The following is a 16662-nucleotide window of genomic DNA, read 5'->3' on the forward strand; positions in this document are numbered from 1 at the left end:
CGGATCGTCCGCTATCTCTGTGTATGGGAAGAAGTGGCCAGGTAGAGAGCAAGAAGCTGTCTTGCCCGGCTATCGGAGGCGATGTCCGCTCGCCCAAATCGGGGCGCCCCCGGTCGGCCGGGCCACGTACCCTCTTCTGTTGTGCCGAACGCCAACGAAGACAATCTCAGCGTCCTGAGCCAGGTGCAGCACCGCGCGGTCAGCGAACTGCTGCGGGTCGCCCCTGTCGCCGACGACCTCGCCCGCCGCTTCCAGGAGGCCGGGTTCTCTCTCGCCCTGGTCGGCGGCTCGGTCCGGGACGCGCTGCTCGGCCGACTCGGCAACGACCTGGACTTCACGACGGACGCCCGACCCGAGGACGTTCTGAAGATCGTCCGGCCCTGGGCGGACGCCGTGTGGGAGGTCGGGATCGCGTTCGGCACCGTCGGGGTCCAGAAGGACGCCCGGGTCGAAGGCGTGGATCGTTGCTTTGAGATCGAGGTCACCACCTATCGCTCGGAAGCGTACGACCGCACCTCGCGCAAGCCTGAGGTGTCGTACGGCGACTCCATCGAGCAGGACCTGGTCCGGCGCGACTTCACCGTGAACGCCATGGCCGTGGCGCTTCCGGAGAAGGAGTTCATCGACCCGCACGGTGGCCTCGAGGACCTCGCGGCGCGTGTGCTGCGCACCCCGGGTACGCCGGAGGAGTCGTTCTCGGACGACCCGCTGCGCATGATGCGCGCCGCCCGCTTCGCCGCTCAGCTCGACTTCGAGGTCGACCCCGAGGTCATCACGGCGATGAAGGAGATGGCCGGCCGTATCGAGATCGTTTCCGCCGAGCGGGTACGGGACGAGCTGAACAAGCTGATCCTGTCCGCGTCCCCGCGCAAGGGGCTGTCGCTGCTGGTCGACACCGGCATCGCCGACCATGTGCTGCCCGAGCTTCCCGCCCTGCGGCTGGAGAGCGACGAGCATCACCGGCACAAGGACGTCTACGAACACACCCTGATCGTCCTCGAGCAGGCCATCGCCCTGGAGGAGAACGGTCCTGATCTCACGCTGCGGCTGGCCGCGCTGCTGCATGACATCGGCAAGCCGCGCACCCGTCGCTTCGAGAACGACGGTCGCGTCTCGTTCCACCACCACGAGGTGGTCGGCATGAAGATGACGAAGAAGCGCATGACGGCTCTGAAGTACTCCAACGAGCTGGTGAAGGACGTCTCCCGACTGGTCGAACTCCACTTGCGCTTCCACGGGTACGGGACCGGTGAGTGGACGGACTCCGCGGTGCGTCGCTATGTGCGGGACGCGGGGCCGCTCCTCGACCGCCTGCACAAGCTGACCCGCTCGGACTGCACGACGCGGAACAAGCGCAGGGCGGCCGCGCTCTCGCGGGCGTACGACGGGCTCGAGGAGCGCATCTCCCAGCTGAAGGAGCGGGAGGAGCTGGACGCGATCCGCCCCGACCTCGACGGCAACCAGATCATGGAGATCCTGGGCGTCGGCCCCGGACCTGCCATCGGTAAGGCGTACAAGCATCTGCTGGAACTGCGTCTGGAGAACGGGCCGATGGAGCACGACGCGGCGGTCGCCGCGCTCAAGGAGTGGTGGGCCGCGCAGGACTGAGGCCGTGAAACGGGGTCATGTTTCACGTGAAACATGACCGGTGATGCGGCGGACGCGACAGGCGCACATGCGAAGGGGCGGTGTTTCACGTGAAACACCGCCCCTTTCAGCTGCTGTCCTACTTCTTGTAGTCCTTCAGGCAGAGCAGGAAGTCACTGCCGTCACCGCTCTCGGTGTACTGGTACTGGTAGTCCTTGGCCTTCTCGGCGCACTTGCTGTCGGCCGTGACCTGCGTGTACGTGCCTTCGATCTTCGCCAGCACGACGAACTGGGCCTGCGAGGAGTCGCACTTGACGACCTCGAGGTCGGGGTCGTTGTCGTTGGTGCTGCCGCGGTGCATGCAGTCGCCGACCGCCGCCGTGTTGGCGTCGTCCTTGTTGGATATGTAGACGCCGATGCCCACACCGATGACAGCGAGAACGATGACGACGTTCTTGATCAGCTTGAAGCCGACCTTGCGGCGGGGCTGCTCCGGCGGCACCGCGCCGTAGGGCGCGGCGCCGGGCTGCGGGTAGCCGGGCTGCGGCGGGTACGGCGCCTGGCCCTGGGGCTGGCCGTAGGGCTGCTGGCCCTGCTGCGCGAACGGGTTCTGGCCCTGGGGCGGCGGAGTCGACACTGGTGGGTCCCCCTAGAAAACAATGGACGTGTGGCGCGAAATCACTCGCGAAGTAAGACGCACGTAAGTTACCGGCCCCCACTGACAACCCTGTAGCCGGAGGGGGAGTCTGTGTCATTGATGTGACACTTACCGCCGCTCGAATCTGCCCATAGCGGTAGCAACCGCCCCGTAGATAACGGCGACCGTGACCACCAATGCGGTGGAACGTCCGTCAGGTGGCAGCATCAGGGCGGCGACAGCGGCGGCCCCGACAAAGGCGACGTTGAACAGGACGTCGTAGAGGGAGAAGATCCGGCCGCGGAAGCCGTCCTGCACGGACGACTGGACGATGGTGTCGGTGGCGATCTTGGCGCCCTGTGTGACCACCCCCAGCACGAAGGCCGCGACGAACGTGGTGACCTGCGTGAACGGCAGCATGAGGGCGAGTACCAGGACCGCGGCGGCCGCGGAGCAGGCGACGATCCAGCGGGCCGGGCCCAGCCGTCCGGCCGCCGACGGGGTGATGACCGCGGCGACGAAGAAGCCCACGCCGGAGACCCCTACCGCCAACCCCAGCAGGGCCAGCCCGTCGTCCGGGTCGGACGACCAGGCGTACCGGCACAGCATCAGCACCATGACGGTCAGGGCGCCGTAGGAGAACCGCATCAGTGAGATCGAGCCGAGCGCCCAGGCAGCCTCCCTGCGCTTCGGCTCGGCCAGGTGGCGCAGGCCCGCCGACAGACCGCGGGCGGTGCCCCTGAGCGCGCTCGTCAGCCGGGGCCGGACCAGATCACGGTCAGGTCCGAGCAGATCCGCCGCCATGGTCAGGGAGGCGAGCGCTGCGGACAGGTACAGCGCGCAACCCAGCAGCACCACCGCGGCGTCGGAGTCGGCCACCAGCCGGACGACGAAGGCGAGACCGCCTCCCGCGACCGCGGCCAGGGTCCCGGCGGTCGGGGAGAGGGAGTTGGCCATGACCAGGCGCTCACCGTCGACGACGCGTGGCAGAGCCGCGGAAAGGCCCGCGAGGACGAAGCGGTTGACGGCGGTGACGCACAGAGCGGAGACGTAGAAGAGCCAGTCGGGGACCTGGCCGATCATCAGGACGGCCGTCACGGAGGCCAGCAGAGCGCGCAACAGGTTGCCGTGGAGGAAGACCTGCCGGCGACGCCAGCGGTCCAGCAGAACACCCGCGAAGGGGCCGACGAGAGAGTACGGCAGCAGCAGGACCGCCATGGCGGAGGCGATGGCGCCGGCCGAGGTCTGCTTCTCCGGGGAGAAGACGACGTAGGTGGCGAGCGCGATCTGGTACACGCCGTCCGCGCACTGGGAGAGCAGCCGTACCGCGAGCAGTCGCCGGAAGTTCTTGAAGCGCAGCAGAACGCGCAGATCACGGACGACGGCCATGCGGCACAGCCTCACATACGGGGAGGGTCCCCGGGTCATGGACCCGGGGACCCTTCTCAGCCCTGGCAGGAGCGATTTTCCGTGCGGGTCGAGTTAGCGCTCGACCTCACCGCGGATGAACTTCTCGACGTTGGTGTAGGCCTCGTCGTCGAAGTACTGGACCGGCGGGGACTTCATGAAGTAGGAGGACGCCGACAGGATCGGGCCGCCGATGCCGCGGTCCTTGGCGATCTTCGCGGCGCGCAGGGCGTCGATGATGACACCCGCGGAGTTCGGGGAGTCCCAGACCTCGAGCTTGTACTCGAGGTTCAGCGGGACGTCACCGAAGGCACGGCCCTCGAGGCGGACGTACGCCCACTTGCGGTCGTCCAGCCAGGCCACGTAGTCCGAGGGACCGATGTGGACGTTCTTCTCGCCCATGTCGCGGTCGGGGATCTGCGAGGTGACGGCCTGCGTCTTCGAGATCTTCTTGGACTCGAGGCGGTCGCGCTCCAGCATGTTCTTGAAGTCCATGTTGCCGCCGACGTTGAGCTGCATGGTGCGCTCGAGCCGGACACCGCGGTCCTCGAACAGCTTCGCCATCACACGGTGGGTGATGGTGGCGCCGACCTGGGACTTGATGTCGTCGCCGACGATCGGGACGCCCGCCTCGGTGAACTTGTCAGCCCACTCCTTGGTGCCGGCGATGAAGACCGGAAGAGCGTTGACGAAGGCGACCTTGGCGTCGATGGCGGCCTGGGCGTAGAACTTCGCCGCGCTCTCGGAGCCGACGGGCAGGTAGCAGATCAGAACGTCGACCTGCTTGTCCTTGAGGACCTGGACGATGTCGACCGGGGCCTCGGTGGACTCCTCGATGGTCTCGCGGTAGTACTTGCCGAGACCGTCCAGGGTGTGGCCACGCTGGACCGTGACGCCCTTGTTCGGAACGTCGCAGATCTTGATGGTGTTGTTCTCGCTGGCACCGATGGCGTCCGAGAGGTCGAGGCCGACCTTCTTCGCGTCGACGTCGAAGGCGGCGACGAACTCGACGTCACCGACGTGGTAGTCGCCGAACTGCACGTGCATCAGACCCGGGACCTTGGACGCCGGGTCGGCGTCCTTGTAGTACTCGACGCCCTGCACCAGCGAGGCGGCGCAGTTGCCCACGCCGACGATGGCTACGCGAACCGAACCCATTCCGGTTGCTCCCTGTGTGTACGAGTGAGGCCCTGCATGGGCGCTCACGTGGCGGTTTCGTCGGGCAGATCCGTCCCGGGAGTGTCCCCGGGACGGGGCAGGCCGCCCGTCGATCCAGATGTGGTGTTCTGTTGAGCGGGCTCCCCGGAGGCGGAACCTGTCAGGTCCCGTCCGGCCCGCTCGCTCTCGATGAGCTCGTTCAGCCAGCGCACTTCGCGCTCCACGGACTCCATACCGTGGCGCTGGAGCTCAAGCGTGTAGTCGTCGAGGCGCTCCCGGGTGCGCGCCAGGGAGGCGCGCATCTTCTCGAGGCGCTCCTCCAGCCGGCTGCGGCGGCCCTCTAGTACGCGCATGCGGACATCGCGCGACGTCTGCCCGAAGAACGCGAAACGAGCGGCGAAGTGCTCGTCCTCGTACGCGTCGGGACCCGTCTGTGAGAGCAGCTCCTCGAAGTGCTCCTTACCCTCCGCCGTCAATCGGTAGACGATCTTGGCGCGACGCCCTGCGAGTGGAGCGGCGAGGGCGTCTTCGTGGGTGCTTCCCGGCTCCTCGATCAACCAGCCGTTGGTGACCAGCGTCTTGAGGCAGGGGTAGAGCGTGCCGTAACTGAAGGCACGGAACACACCCAGTGACGTATTGAGCCGTTTGCGCAGCTCATAGCCGTGCATCGGAGACTCGCGGAGAAGGCCCAGGACAGCGAACTCGAGGATCCCGGCACGCCGGCTCATCGTCGCCTCCTCTCGGCCTTATGTCGCGCTGATGTATCGACTCGATACATCAGCACGATAGAACGGCCTTCCGGATGCGACAAGAGGGAAGAGGGTGAACGGGGTCACATCACCGATTCATTGAGGGCAAGTTGCCTGGTTTGGGATGAACTTCGGGGCTAGGCGGGTTTTGGCGGTGCGTAGTCTGTGCGCCATGCACACCACCGGGACCCATGAGACGCCGGGGGGCGTCGAGGTCCTCGGTGCAGTACGGGTGAATGCGCGACCGACCGCATCCGTACTTCGGGGGGACAGGAAACCAGCCGCCCTTTCCAGGCGCGCACGGATGCGCCTGCCCGAGGAGTAATCGTTCGATGAGCGAGCACCGTCGCAAACCGCCGCAGCCGCAGGGAGGCGGACGTGCCGCGGCCCGACGCGGCCAGTCCGGTCCGTCCTCCGGCCGCCGCGCGGCACCGCGAGGCGCCACCGGATCTCCTTCCGACTACGGGTTGGGTCTCGGGGCCGGAGGCGAGGAGCCGTCACAAGGCAGCCGCGCCGACGCCCGGCGCGCGTCCCAGAGAGACCCGGGCGGGCGGCGTAGAGCGGCCGAGCCCACAGGAGGCCGTCGGGGAGCCCCGGCCGGCCCCGGACGGGGCAGAGGGCGACCGGCGCCCGACAGCAAGCGCCTGATCGACTACCCGCGCGCCGGCAAGTACGGCTGGCAGCGCTGGATGCCGTCCTGGAAGCTCGTCGGGGGTCTGTTCGTCGGCTTCGTGGGCAGTCTGGTGGCCGTGGCCGGCATCGGCTACGCCATGGTGGGTATCCCGGACGTCGCCAAGACGGCGACGGCGCAGAACAACGTCTACTACTGGAAGGACGGCAGCCAGATGGTTGCCACCGGTGGTGAGACGAACCGTCAGAACATCGACCTCTCGCAGATCCCCGAGGAGATGCGCTGGGCGGTGATCTCGCAGGAGAACAAGACCTTCTACGACGACAGCGGCATCGACCCCAAGGGCATCGCCCGTGCCGTGTTCAACATGGCCCGGGGCGGCCAGACGCAGGGTGGATCGACGATCACCCAGCAGTACGTCAAGAACGCCATGCTGAACGACCAGTCGCAGACGATCTCCCGGAAGTTCAAGGAGATCTTCGTGTCCATCAAGGTGGGCGCCGAGGTCGACAAGGACCAGATCATGGCCGGCTACCTGAACTCCGCGTACTACGGGCGCAACGCCTACGGGATCCAGGCCGCCTCACGCGCCTACTTCAACAAGGACGCGATCAAGCTCAACCCCGGCGAGTGCGCGTTCCTGGCCGCCATGCTGAAGGGCGCCACGTACTACGACCCCGCCGGCACGACGTCCGTCGACCCGGTCGGCGCCACCTCCGCTGCCAACAGCAAGCGGGCCCTGCTCCAGATGCAGGACACCCTCGACAAGATGGTCGAGTACGGCCATTTGAAGGCGGCGGTACGCGCCGAGTACACGAGCCTCCCCAGGTGGCAGAACCCGCGCTCGAACACCGACCTGAAGGGCCAGATCGGCTACCTCGTCGACCTCGCCAACGGTTACCTGGTCACCAACAGCAAGGACACCGGGATCACCCAGGACCTGCTCCAGCAGGGCGGCTACTCGATCTACACGACCTTCGACAAGAACAAGGTCAAGGAGCTCGACGAGGCGGTCACGAAGGTCCAGAAGGCCAACATCAAGCCGAAGGAACGGCCGGAGACGGACACGCACGTCCAGTTCGGCGGAGCGTCCGTGGAACCGGACACCGGTGCCATCCGCGCCATCTACGGCGGCGAGGACGCCACCAAGCACTTCACCGACAACGCCGACCAGACCGGTGCCCAGGTCGGGTCGACGTTCAAGCCGTTCGTGCTGGCCGCCGCGATGACGTGGGGCGTGCGGGATCCGGATCTGGGGTCCTCGCAGGCGCAGGACGAACGCACCATCGTGTCGCCCGAGAGCCTCTTCAGCGGCAAGAACAAGCTCAAGATCGAGAACTACGACGGTTCGGTCTGGAAGAACGAGAAGGGCGAGGAGTGGCTTCAGACGAATGACGGCAACGTCTCTCTGGGGTCTCCGCCCAAGTACAAGATCGACCTCCGGGAGGCGATGCGCGAGTCGGTGAACTCCGCCTTCGTGCAGCTCGGCATGGACGTCGGTCTGGACAAGGTGAAGGATTCCGCAGTCAGCGCGGGCCTGAAGGAGTCCAGCCTGACCAACAGCGGCTTCCCGTCGTTCTCGATCGGCATCTCCGACCCGAGCGCGATCCGCATGGCGGGCGCGTACGGGACTTTCGCCGCCAGCGGCAAGCAGCGTGATCCCTACTCCGTGGAGAAGGTGACGAGCGAGAAGGGCCAGATCTTCACGCACGAGACCAAGACGGACCAGGCGTTCACCGCGAAGGTCGCCGACAACGTCACGGACGTCCTGAAGACGGTCGTCGAGAAGGGCACCGGTACCAACGCCCAGCTGCCCGGCCGAGAGGTGGCCGGCAAGACCGGCACCACCGACGGCAACAAGTCGGCCTGGTTCGTGGGCTACACCCCGCAGCTGTCGACCGCGGTCACGATGTTCCGCTACGACGACGACGAGTCGAACAAGAACCGCACGTTCCTGAAGATGTTCGGAACGGGTGGCCAGGAGAAGATCCACGGCGCCTCGTTCCCGGCGCAGATCTGGCACGACTACATGGCCGAGGCGCTGAAGGGCACGAAGGCGGAGGACTTCCCCGAGCCCCAGCCGATCGGCGAGGTCGTGAACGCGGAACCGTCTCCGACTCCGACGCCCTCGGTCACCGAGACCGAAGAGGAGTCGCCGTCGCCGTCCCCGTCTCCCAGCAGGACGCAGGTCCAGCCCTCGCCTTCGGAGTCCGAGACCTGCTCGAACTTCTTCGACTGCCAGGACGACAGCGCCGGGACGACCAACGGAAACGAGAACGGCGGGACAGGGGAGACCACTCCGACACCGACGGCCACGGAATCGGACGGGAACAGCAGAGGCAACGGAAACGGCGGCTTCTTCGGAGGCCCAGGCGGCTAGTCGCGCTGTCGTCCTTCTTGGGCGTTTCACGTGAAACATGCGTATGTTTCACGTGAAACGAGGGCCGCTCCACCGAACGAGGTGGGGCGGCCCTCGGCTTTTTCCTAGGTCCGTACGGCAGGATGGCGCTCATGCCCAGTGCAGAATCGACGCCGACGCGCGTGCACGAGCCGGATCCGGTGAAGCCGACCAGCGATGACCCGGTGGCCGCAGCCGGCAGTGAGCTGATCGGCGGTCCCCTCGGTCGCCGGGCCCTGCTCGGGACGTCCTGGTGGACCCCCGTACGGATCATCGCGCTCGTGGCGATCGGGATGTTCGCCCTAGGACTCATCCAGAAGGCGCCCTGCTACAACGGCGGCTGGTTCTTCGGGGCCACCACCCAGTACACGCACGCCTGCTATTCGGACATCCCGCACCTCTACCAAGGGCGCGGTTTCGCCGACGGACTCGTGCCGTACTTCGACAAGCTCCCCGGCGACATGGACTACCTCGAGTACCCGGTGCTGACCGGCGTGTTCATGGAGGTGGCCAACTGGCTGACGCCGGGCAGCGGCAGCATCCAGGACCAGGAGCAGTGGTACTGGATGGTCAACGCAGGGATGCTGATGGCCTGCGCGGCCGTCATCGCCGTCTGCGTGGCCCGGACGCACGCCCGGCGCCCCTGGGACGGCCTGCTGGTCGCCCTGGCGCCCGCCTTCGCGTTGACCGCGACCATCAACTGGGACCTGCTGGCGGTCGCCCTGACGGCCGCGGCGATGCTCATGTGGTCGCGGAGCCGGCCCCTCGCCTTTGGCATCCTGCTGGGGCTCGCCACGGCCGCCAAGCTCTATCCCGTGTTCCTCCTCGGTCCCCTGTTCGTGCTGTGCTGGCGCGCGGGGAAGTGGCGGGACTTCGGCAAGGCCCTGGGGGGTGCGGTCGTCGCCTGGCTGGTGGTGAACCTGCCCGTCATGCTCTTCGCCTTCGAGGGGTGGTCGAAGTTCTACCGCTTCAGCCAGGAGCGGGGCGTCGACTTCGGCTCCTTCTGGCTGATCATGGCGCAGAACTCCAGCGATCCCCTCACCACCGACAGCGTCAACACCCTCGCCACGCTTCTCGTCGTGGTGTGCGCCGCGGGCATCGTCGTCCTGACACTGACCGCGCCCCGTCGGCCCCGCTTCGCCCAGCTGGCCTTTCTGATCGTGGCCGCCTTCATCCTCACCAACAAGGTCTACTCGCCGCAGTACGTCCTGTGGCTGGTGCCGCTGGCGGTGCTGGCCCGGCCTAAGTGGCGGGACTTCCTGATCTGGCAGGCGTGCGAGGTCGCCTACTTCCTGGGCATCTGGATGTACCTCGCGTACACGACGAGCGGAGACGCCCACAAGGGACTGCCGACCGACGGCTACCACTGGGCCATCGGCGTGCACCTGCTGGGAACGCTCTACCTGTGCGGCGTGATCGTGCGCGACATCCTGATGCCGGAGCGGGACGTGGTGCGGCAGGCGGGCGACGACGATCCCTCCGGCGGAGTGCTCGACGGGGCGGAGGACGTCTTCGTTCTCGGCGCCGCGGCGCATCCGCCCCGGCACGCCTCCCACTTCGACGGTCCCCAGGTCGACTGGGGCAAGCAGAAGGCCACTCCCGACAGTTCGCTCTGAGCGAACAGGGCTCGGTCAAGGACTCAGGGCCCCGGGCAGCAGAGCAGCGGCCGAGGCTTCAGAGCCCGGAAGCAGGACAAGGGGAAGGGCCGTACACGGAACTCCGTGTACGGCCCTTCCCCTTGCCGCGTCTGCTCGGCGTTCGCGCCTCAGCGGTCCACGATCCGGTCGAACTGTGTGGTGGTGTGCCGCAGATGGGCCACCAGTTCGTCGCCGACGTGCGGCTCCGGCGCGTCCGAGGGCACGAACAGGATGGACACCTGCATGTGCGGCGGCTCGGCGAACCAGCGCTGCTTGCCGCCCCAGACGAACGGGGAGAGGTTCCGGTTCACCGTGGCGAGGCCGGCCCGGGCGACGCCCTTGGCGCGCGGCATGACGCCGTGCAGGGCCTTGGGGGCCTCCAGACCCACCCCGTGCGACGTACCGCCCGCCACGACCACCAAGAAGCCGTCGGAGGCCGCCTTCTGCTGCCGGTAGCCGAAGCGGTCCCCCTTGGAGACCCGCGTGACGTCGAGGACGGCGCCGCGGTACTCGGTGGCCTCGTGGTCCCCCAGCCACAGCCGCGTGCCGATACGGGCGCGGAAGCGGGTCTGCGGGAACTGCTGCCGCAGCCGGGCGAGTTCGTCGGCCTTGAGGTGGCTGACGAACATCGTGTGCAGCGGCAGCCGGGCCGCGCGCAGCCGGTCCATCCAGCCGATGACCTCCTCGACGGCGTCGGAGCCGTCGGTGCGGTCCAGCGGGAGGTGGATGGCGAAGCCCTCGAGCCTGACGTTCTCGATCGCGGCGTGCAGCTGCGGCAGGTCCTGCTCGCTGATGCCGTGCCGCTTCATCGACGACATCACCTCGATGACCACCCGGGCACCCACGAGGCCGTACACGCCGTCGATCGACGACACCGAGCGCACGACGCGGTCGGGCAGCGGGACGGGCTCCTCACCGCGCCGGTAGGGCGTCAGCACGAGCAGGTCGCCACCGAAGAAGTCCTTGATGCGCGCGGCCTCGTACGTCGTGCCGACGGCGAGGACGTCCGAACCGAGCCGGGTGGCCTCCTCGGCCAGCCGGTCGTGCCCGAAGCCGTAGCCGTTGCCCTTGCAGACCGGGACGAGTCCCGGGAACTGCTCCTGCACGTGCTTGTGATGCGCCCGCCAGCGCGCGGTGTCGACGTAGAGGGTGAGCGCCATGGCCGGACCTGGGACCTTTCTCGTGGCTGCGGTGTGGGGAAACGCGTCAGAGGTGTCAGAGGTATGGAATCACTGAACGTGACGTCAGCGGCGCGACATGTAGATGTCGAGGGCCTTGTGGAGCAGCTTGTTCAGCGGGAAGTCCCATTCGCCGAGGTACTCCGCGGCCTGTCCGCCGGTGCCGACCTTGAACTGGATCAGGCCGAACAGGTGGTCCGTCTCGTCCAGCGAGTCGGAGATGCCGCGCAGGTCGTACACGGTCGCACCGAGCGCGTAGGCGTCGCGCAGCATGCGCCACTGCATCGCGTTCGACGGCCGGAACTCACGGCCGATGTTGTCGGACGCGCCGTAGGAGTACCAGACATGGCCGCCGACGATCAGCATCGTCGCCGCCGAGAGGTTCACACCGTTGTGGCGGGCGAAGTACAGCCGCATGCGGTTGGGGTCCTCGGTGTTGAGGGCCGACCACATGCGCTGGAAGTAGGACAGCGGGCGCGGCCGGAAGTGGTCCCGCACGGCCGTGATCTCGTACAGCCGCTGCCACTCCTCGAGGTCGTGGTAGCCGCCCTGGACGACCTCGACGCCGGCCTTCTCGGCCTTCTTGATGTTGCGGCGCCACAGCTGGTTGAAGTTCTTGTGGACCTCTTCGAGGGAACGATTGGCCAGCGGCACCTGGTAGACGTAGCGCGGCTGGACGTCGCCGAAGCCGGCGCCACCGTCCTCGCCCTGCTGCCAGCCCATGCGGCGCAGCTTGTCGGCCACCTCGAAGGCGCGCGGCTCGATGAAGTCGGCCTCGATGTCGCGCAGTCGCTTCACGTCCGGGCTCTGGATGCCCGCCTTGATGGACACGGCCTCCCAGCGCCGGATGATCACCGGCGGGCCCATCTTCACCGAGAAGGCGCCCTGCTGCTTGAGGTGCGCGAGCATCGGTTCCAGCCAGTCGGTCAGATTCGGCGCGTACCAGTTGATGACCGGGCCCTCGGGAAGGTAGGCCAGGTAGCGCTTGATCTTGGGCAGTTGGCGGTAGAGGACGAGGCCCACGCCGACCAGTTCACCGTTGCGCTCGTCGAACCAGCCCAGGCTCTCCGAACGCCACTCGGCCTTGACGTCGGCCCAGGCCGGAACCTGCATGTGGCTCGCCGACGGCAGACTCTGGATGTATGCCAGATGCTGCTCGCGGCTGATCGTCCTCAGGGTCAGGCTCATTCCGGGCGCTCCTCGGGCTGGTGTGTCCCCATGGGTACAGGGGCTCCGGCTCTCGCGCCGAAGCCTACTGCGCCTTTCGAGCGGCCCGACTGGGCGTACGGAACCTGCGCCCCGGCCCGTGCTCGGCCGGGGCGTTCCGTCCTGATTCGTAGGTGTCCTACGTGGTTTGCGGTGCGGACGGTGTCCGTGGTGCGGGCACCGTCCGCACCGGTCCGGTCACCAGATTCCGCCGAAGAGGCCGCCGTGGGCCATTCCGATGAAGAAGCCGAGGGCCGCGGCACCGAGACCCAGGATCAGACCAAAGCGCTCACGGGTGGTCTCGGAGATCCACTGTCCGTACGCGCCGGTCAGGATGCCCACCAGGCCGGCCCAGGAGCTGAGCAGATGGAGGCTGTGGAAGAACGACGTGATGAAGGCCGTCACACCGAGCACCAGCGTGACCGCCAGCAAGGTGTCCTGCACTGGATGGGCTCTCCCGTCGGTGGCGAAGAGAGATCCGGCGGTATTGGGTCGCAATGCCTGTGCCATGGGGCACCTCCTGCGGAAGCGGCGCATCGTAGCGCCATACACACCCGACGTGTACAGACTGACGGTCATCCACGCCGGATTTCAACCGGAAGCGTGGGTGCAGGTAGTCTGTACCGTCTGCACCGGTGTCTGTCCTGGCATTGCCAGGGAGTCCGCCCAGCTGAGAGTGGGGAAGTCGCCTGCCGACCCCCGATTGTCAGTGGCGGCCGATACCGTTGCGTACGCATCACAACCCTCCTGCCACGGATCGACCGTGGCCGCTGAGTCCAAAGGAGGTGGGTTCCACATGCGTCACTACGAAGTGATGGTCATCCTCGACCCCGATCTCGAGGAGCGCGCTGTCTCCCCGCTGATCGAGAACTTCCTCTCCGTCGTCCGTGAGGGCAACGGAAAGGTCGAGAAGGTCGACACCTGGGGCCGCCGTCGTCTCTCGTACGAGATCAAGAAGAAGCCCGAGGGCATCTACTCGGTCATCGACCTGCAGGCCGAGCCTGCGGTCGTCAAGGAGCTCGACCGCCAGATGAACCTGAACGAGTCGGTCCTCCGGACCAAGGTCCTCCGTCCCGAGACCCACTGAGCTCTCCCGCTCAGCTGATCTCGGGATTCTGAGTAGCAGCACTAGCAGCCAGCAGCAAACCCGCCGAGAGGTTCCCCCATGGCAGGCGAGACCGTCATCACGGTCGTCGGCAATCTTGTCGACGACCCCGAGCTGCGCTTCACCCCCTCCGGTGCGGCGGTCGCGAAGTTCCGTGTCGCGTCCACTCCCCGCACCTTCGACCGTCAGACGAACGAGTGGAAGGACGGCGAGAGCCTGTTCCTGACCTGCTCGGTCTGGCGTCAGGCGGCGGAGAACGTCGCGGAGTCGCTCCAGCGAGGCATGCGCGTCATCGTGCAGGGCCGGCTGAAGCAGCGGTCCTACGAGGACCGTGAGGGCGTCAAGCGCACGGTCTACGAACTGGACGTCGAGGAAGTCGGCGCCAGCCTGCGCAGTGCCACGGCCAAGGTCACCAAGGCCTCCGGCCGCGGTGGCCAGGGCGGCCAGGGTGGTTACGGCGGCGGTGGCGGTGGCGGCCAGCAGGGTGGCGGCTGGGGTGGAAACTCCGGCGCCGGCCAGCAGGGCGGCAGCGCTCCCGCAGACGACCCGTGGGCCACCGGCGCTCCCGCCGGCGGTCAGCAGGGCGGCAGCGGTGGCGGCGGCTGGGGTGGAAACTCCGGCGGCGGCACCAGCGGTTCCGGCGGCGGCTACTCGGACGAACCCCCCTTCTAGACCGTTCACGCCCGGGTCTCCGGGCGCGTCCGGGTCGAGGGTGGGTCGAATCCCAACTTCTTGATCACACAGGAGAAACACCATGGCGAAGCCGCCTGTGCGCAAGCCTAAGAAGAAGGTCTGCGCTTTCTGCAAGGACAAGGTCAAGTACGTGGACTACAAGGACACGAACATGCTGCGGAAGTTCATTTCCGACCGCGGCAAGATTCGTGCCCGCCGCGTGACCGGCAACTGCACGCAGCACCAGCGTGACGTCGCCACGGCCGTGAAGAACAGCCGTGAGATGGCGCTGCTGCCGTACACCGCCCAGGCGCGATAAGGGAAGGGTGACCGACTAATGAAGATCATCCTCACTCACGAGGTCTCTGGCCTCGGTGCCGCCGGCGATGTCGTCGACGTCAAGGACGGTTACGCTCGCAACTACCTGATCCCGCGGAATTTCGCTATCCGCTGGACCAAGGGTGGCGAGAAGGACGTCGAGCAGATCCGTCGCGCTCGCAAGATCCACGAGATCCAGACCATCGAGCAGGCCAACTCTGTGAAGGCCCAGCTCGAGGGCGTGAAGGTCCGTCTGGCCGTGCGCTCCGGCGACGCCGGTCGTCTCTTCGGTTCCGTCACCCCGGCCGACATCGCGTCCGCGATCAAGGCTGCCGGTGGCCCCGAGGTCGACAAGCGCCGCATCGAGCTCGGCTCGGCGATCAAGACCCTGGGCGCCCACGAGACGTCCGTGCGTCTGCACCCCGAGGTTGCCGCCAAGGTCAACATCGAGGTCGTCGCGGCCTGATCGCCGCGTTTGGCTCGAAGAGCCGAGAAGGGGCCGCACCCTCGGGTGCGGCCCCTTCCGCTTGCTTGTTTCACGTGAAACGTCGGGCCCTGTGCGATCGGCGGTTTCACACGACCGCAGATGCACGTGACCGCCGGTTTCACGTGAAACGGTCAGCGGGTGGCGCCGGTGATGACCCAGCGGCCGGAGCGGGCGCGCATCCAGAGGGTCAGCATCCGGACTGTCATCATCAGCGTCATCGCTCCCCACACCGCGGTGAGACCGCCGCCGAGAACCGGCACCAGCAGGGCCACCGGAGTGAAGATCGCCAGGGTGAGCACCATCGCCCAGGCGAGGTAGGGGCCGTCTCCCGCACCCATCAGCACGCCGTCGAGTACGAAGACGATGCCGCAGACGGGCTGGGAGAGCGCCACCACGAGAAGAGCGGGCAGCGCGGCCTCCTTCACCGCGGGGTCGCCGGTGAAGAGCGGCAGGAACAGAGGTCGGGTGATCACGACCAGCAGGCCGAGTACGACACCCACGGCGATGCCCCACTGGACCATGCGGCGGCAGACGGCACGGGCGCCTTGGGCGTCCTCGGCACCGAGGTAGCGCCCGATGATGGCCTGACCGGCTATGGCGATGGCGTCCAGCGCGAAGGCGAGCAGGCTCCACAAGCCCAGAGCGATCTGGTGCGCCGCGATGTCGTCGTCCCCGAGGCGGGCGGCCACGGCGGTGGCGATCATCAGAATGGCCCGCAGCGAGAGCGTGCGGACCAACAGGGGAACCCCCGCCTGGGCGGAGGCTCTGATGCCGGCGGCGTCGGGGCGCAGAGAGGCGCCATGGCGCCGGGCTCCTCGGACCACCACAGCAAGGTAGACGACGGCCATGCCCCACTGGGCGATCACGGTGCCCCAGGCGGAGCCGGCGATGCCGAGACCTGCGCCGTAGACGAGGCCGACGTTCAGTACGGCGTTGGCGACGAAGCCCGCGACGGCGACGTACAGCGGTGTCCTTGTGTCCTGCAGTCCGCGCAGGACGCCGGTCGAGGCCAGCACGACCAGCATGGCCGGGATCCCGAGAGCCGATATGCGCAGATAGGTGGTGGCGAACGGGGCGGCGCTGTCCGAGGCCCCGAAGAGGTCCACGAGTGCCGGGGCCGTGGGCAGGGTGGCCGCGATCACGGCGACGCCGAGCAGCAGCGCCAGCCAGATGCCGTCCATGCCCTGCCGGATGGCTGCCGGCAGGTCGCCCGCGCCCACGCGGCGTGCGACGGCGGCGGTGGTGGCGTAGGCGAGGAAGACGAAGACGCTGACGGCTGTCGTGAGAAGCGCGGAGGCGATGCCGAGTCCGGCCAGTTGGGGTGTGCCCAGATGGCCGACGATCGCACTGTCGGCGAGGACGAAGAGCGGCTCGGCGACGAGTGCGCCGAAGGCCGGGACGGCCAGTGCGACGATCTCGCGATCGTGCTTCCGGCGGACCGCCTCGGGGGGCGCGGGAGCCTGTGTCATGAGCACCAATCTAATCGTCCACA

Annotated in this window: 15 protein-coding genes; 7 read left to right on the forward strand and 8 right to left on the reverse strand. The window is 67.4% G+C overall.

Features of this window, described 5'->3' with window-relative positions:
• The first annotated feature begins 141 nt into the window (after positions 1 to 141).
• The gene (locus OG440_RS18570) at positions 142 to 1608 is read left to right on the forward strand and encodes a CCA tRNA nucleotidyltransferase (RefSeq protein WP_406007932.1); all 1467 of its coding nucleotides are present in this window, start codon (positions 142 to 144) and stop codon (positions 1606 to 1608) included.
• Between the two features lie 118 nt (positions 1609 to 1726).
• On the opposite strand, the gene OG440_RS18575 is transcribed toward OG440_RS18570, so the two are convergent.
• The 4 genes from OG440_RS18575 to OG440_RS18590 form a co-directional block, all read right to left on the reverse strand.
• Positions 1727 to 2224 carry a hypothetical protein gene (locus OG440_RS18575; protein ID WP_406007933.1) on the reverse strand — a complete coding sequence of 166 codons (498 nt, stop codon included), beginning with the start codon at positions 2222 to 2224 and terminating at the stop codon, positions 1727 to 1729.
• 129 nt (positions 2225 to 2353) lie between these two features.
• The gene (locus OG440_RS18580) at positions 2354 to 3613 is read right to left on the reverse strand and encodes an MFS transporter (protein WP_406007934.1); all 1260 of its coding nucleotides are present in this window, start codon (positions 3611 to 3613) and stop codon (positions 2354 to 2356) included.
• A gap of 93 nt (positions 3614 to 3706) precedes the next feature.
• Entirely contained in the window at positions 3707 to 4789 is a 1083-nt protein-coding gene (locus OG440_RS18585; RefSeq protein ID WP_406007935.1) for an inositol-3-phosphate synthase, read from the reverse strand.
• Positions 4790 to 4833: 44 nt separating this feature from the next.
• Positions 4834 to 5517, reverse strand: a complete 684-nt coding sequence (locus tag OG440_RS18590) for a helix-turn-helix transcriptional regulator (RefSeq protein ID WP_406007936.1) — start codon at positions 5515 to 5517, stop codon at positions 4834 to 4836.
• A gap of 353 nt (positions 5518 to 5870) precedes the next feature.
• On the opposite strand from OG440_RS18590, the gene OG440_RS18595 reads away from it, so the two are divergent.
• Together OG440_RS18595 and OG440_RS18600 are read left to right on the forward strand one after the other, a co-directional pair.
• On the forward strand, positions 5871 to 8549 hold the full coding sequence (locus tag OG440_RS18595) for a transglycosylase domain-containing protein (protein ID WP_406007937.1): 2679 nt from the start codon (positions 5871 to 5873) through the stop codon (positions 8547 to 8549).
• Positions 8550 to 8680: 131 nt separating this feature from the next.
• Positions 8681 to 10183, forward strand: a complete 1503-nt coding sequence (locus OG440_RS18600; protein ID WP_406007938.1) for a glycosyltransferase family 87 protein — start codon at positions 8681 to 8683, stop codon at positions 10181 to 10183.
• Between the two features lie 149 nt (positions 10184 to 10332).
• Here the strand turns inward: OG440_RS18600 and OG440_RS18605 are convergent, their stop codons facing one another.
• From OG440_RS18605 to OG440_RS18615, 3 genes are all read right to left on the reverse strand, one after another.
• The gene (locus tag OG440_RS18605; protein ID WP_057606322.1) at positions 10333 to 11364 is read right to left on the reverse strand and encodes an alanine racemase; all 1032 of its coding nucleotides are present in this window, start codon (positions 11362 to 11364) and stop codon (positions 10333 to 10335) included.
• 84 nt (positions 11365 to 11448) lie between these two features.
• The gene (femX, locus tag OG440_RS18610) at positions 11449 to 12570 is read right to left on the reverse strand and encodes a peptidoglycan bridge formation glycyltransferase FemX (RefSeq protein ID WP_406007939.1); all 1122 of its coding nucleotides are present in this window, start codon (positions 12568 to 12570) and stop codon (positions 11449 to 11451) included.
• 216 nt (positions 12571 to 12786) lie between these two features.
• Entirely contained in the window at positions 12787 to 13098 is a 312-nt protein-coding gene (locus OG440_RS18615; RefSeq protein WP_406007940.1) for a hypothetical protein, read from the reverse strand.
• Between the two features lie 286 nt (positions 13099 to 13384).
• Here OG440_RS18615 and rpsF point away from each other — a divergent pair, with 286 nt between their 5' ends.
• From rpsF to rplI, 4 genes are all read left to right on the forward strand, one after another.
• A complete protein-coding gene (gene rpsF / locus OG440_RS18620; RefSeq protein ID WP_006604399.1) occupies positions 13385 to 13675 on the forward strand; it encodes a 30S ribosomal protein S6 in 291 nt (96 codons plus the stop codon).
• Positions 13676 to 13753: 78 nt separating this feature from the next.
• Positions 13754 to 14365, forward strand: coding sequence for a single-stranded DNA-binding protein (locus OG440_RS18625; protein WP_406007941.1), 612 nt, complete (start codon positions 13754 to 13756; stop codon positions 14363 to 14365).
• 82 nt (positions 14366 to 14447) lie between these two features.
• The gene (rpsR, locus tag OG440_RS18630; protein ID WP_406007942.1) at positions 14448 to 14684 is read left to right on the forward strand and encodes a 30S ribosomal protein S18; all 237 of its coding nucleotides are present in this window, start codon (positions 14448 to 14450) and stop codon (positions 14682 to 14684) included.
• An 18-nt stretch (positions 14685 to 14702) separates the two neighbouring features.
• A complete protein-coding gene (rplI, locus tag OG440_RS18635) occupies positions 14703 to 15149 on the forward strand; it encodes a 50S ribosomal protein L9 (protein ID WP_020130673.1) in 447 nt (148 codons plus the stop codon).
• Positions 15150 to 15301: 152 nt separating this feature from the next.
• Here rplI and OG440_RS18640 read toward each other — a convergent pair whose 3' ends face one another.
• The gene (locus OG440_RS18640) at positions 15302 to 16639 is read right to left on the reverse strand and encodes an MATE family efflux transporter (RefSeq protein ID WP_406007943.1); all 1338 of its coding nucleotides are present in this window, start codon (positions 16637 to 16639) and stop codon (positions 15302 to 15304) included.
• Between the last annotated feature and the right edge of the window lie 23 nt (positions 16640 to 16662).

Origin of the sequence: Streptomyces sp. NBC_00637 (assembly GCF_045161545.1) — a bacterium.
Taxonomy (GTDB): Bacteria; Actinomycetota; Actinomycetes; order Streptomycetales; family Streptomycetaceae; genus Streptomyces.

What these genes read in the sequence shown, in the direction of transcription:
- OG440_RS18580 (WP_406007934.1), bottom strand. Translation starts at nt 3,613, where the DNA reads ATGGCCGTCGTCCGTGATCTGCGCGTTCTGCTGCGCTTCAAGAACTTC.
- OG440_RS18585 (WP_406007935.1), bottom strand. Translation starts at nt 4,789, where the DNA reads ATGGGTTCGGTTCGCGTAGCCATCGTCGGCGTGGGCAACTGCGCCGCC.
- OG440_RS18590 (WP_406007936.1), bottom strand. Translation starts at nt 5,517, where the DNA reads ATGAGCCGGCGTGCCGGGATCCTCGAGTTCGCTGTCCTGGGCCTTCTC.
- OG440_RS18595 (WP_406007937.1), top strand. Translation starts at nt 5,871, where the DNA reads ATGAGCGAGCACCGTCGCAAACCGCCGCAGCCGCAGGGAGGCGGACGT.
- OG440_RS18600 (WP_406007938.1), top strand. Translation starts at nt 8,681, where the DNA reads ATGCCCAGTGCAGAATCGACGCCGACGCGCGTGCACGAGCCGGATCCG.
- OG440_RS18605 (WP_057606322.1), bottom strand. Translation starts at nt 11,364, where the DNA reads ATGGCGCTCACCCTCTACGTCGACACCGCGCGCTGGCGGGCGCATCAC.
- femX (WP_406007939.1), bottom strand. Translation starts at nt 12,570, where the DNA reads ATGAGCCTGACCCTGAGGACGATCAGCCGCGAGCAGCATCTGGCATAC.
- OG440_RS18615 (WP_406007940.1), bottom strand. Translation starts at nt 13,098, where the DNA reads ATGGCACAGGCATTGCGACCCAATACCGCCGGATCTCTCTTCGCCACC.
- rpsF (WP_006604399.1), top strand. Translation starts at nt 13,385, where the DNA reads ATGCGTCACTACGAAGTGATGGTCATCCTCGACCCCGATCTCGAGGAG.
- OG440_RS18625 (WP_406007941.1), top strand. Translation starts at nt 13,754, where the DNA reads ATGGCAGGCGAGACCGTCATCACGGTCGTCGGCAATCTTGTCGACGAC.
- rpsR (WP_406007942.1), top strand. Translation starts at nt 14,448, where the DNA reads ATGGCGAAGCCGCCTGTGCGCAAGCCTAAGAAGAAGGTCTGCGCTTTC.
- rplI (WP_020130673.1), top strand. Translation starts at nt 14,703, where the DNA reads ATGAAGATCATCCTCACTCACGAGGTCTCTGGCCTCGGTGCCGCCGGC.
- OG440_RS18640 (WP_406007943.1), bottom strand. Translation starts at nt 16,639, where the DNA reads ATGACACAGGCTCCCGCGCCCCCCGAGGCGGTCCGCCGGAAGCACGAT.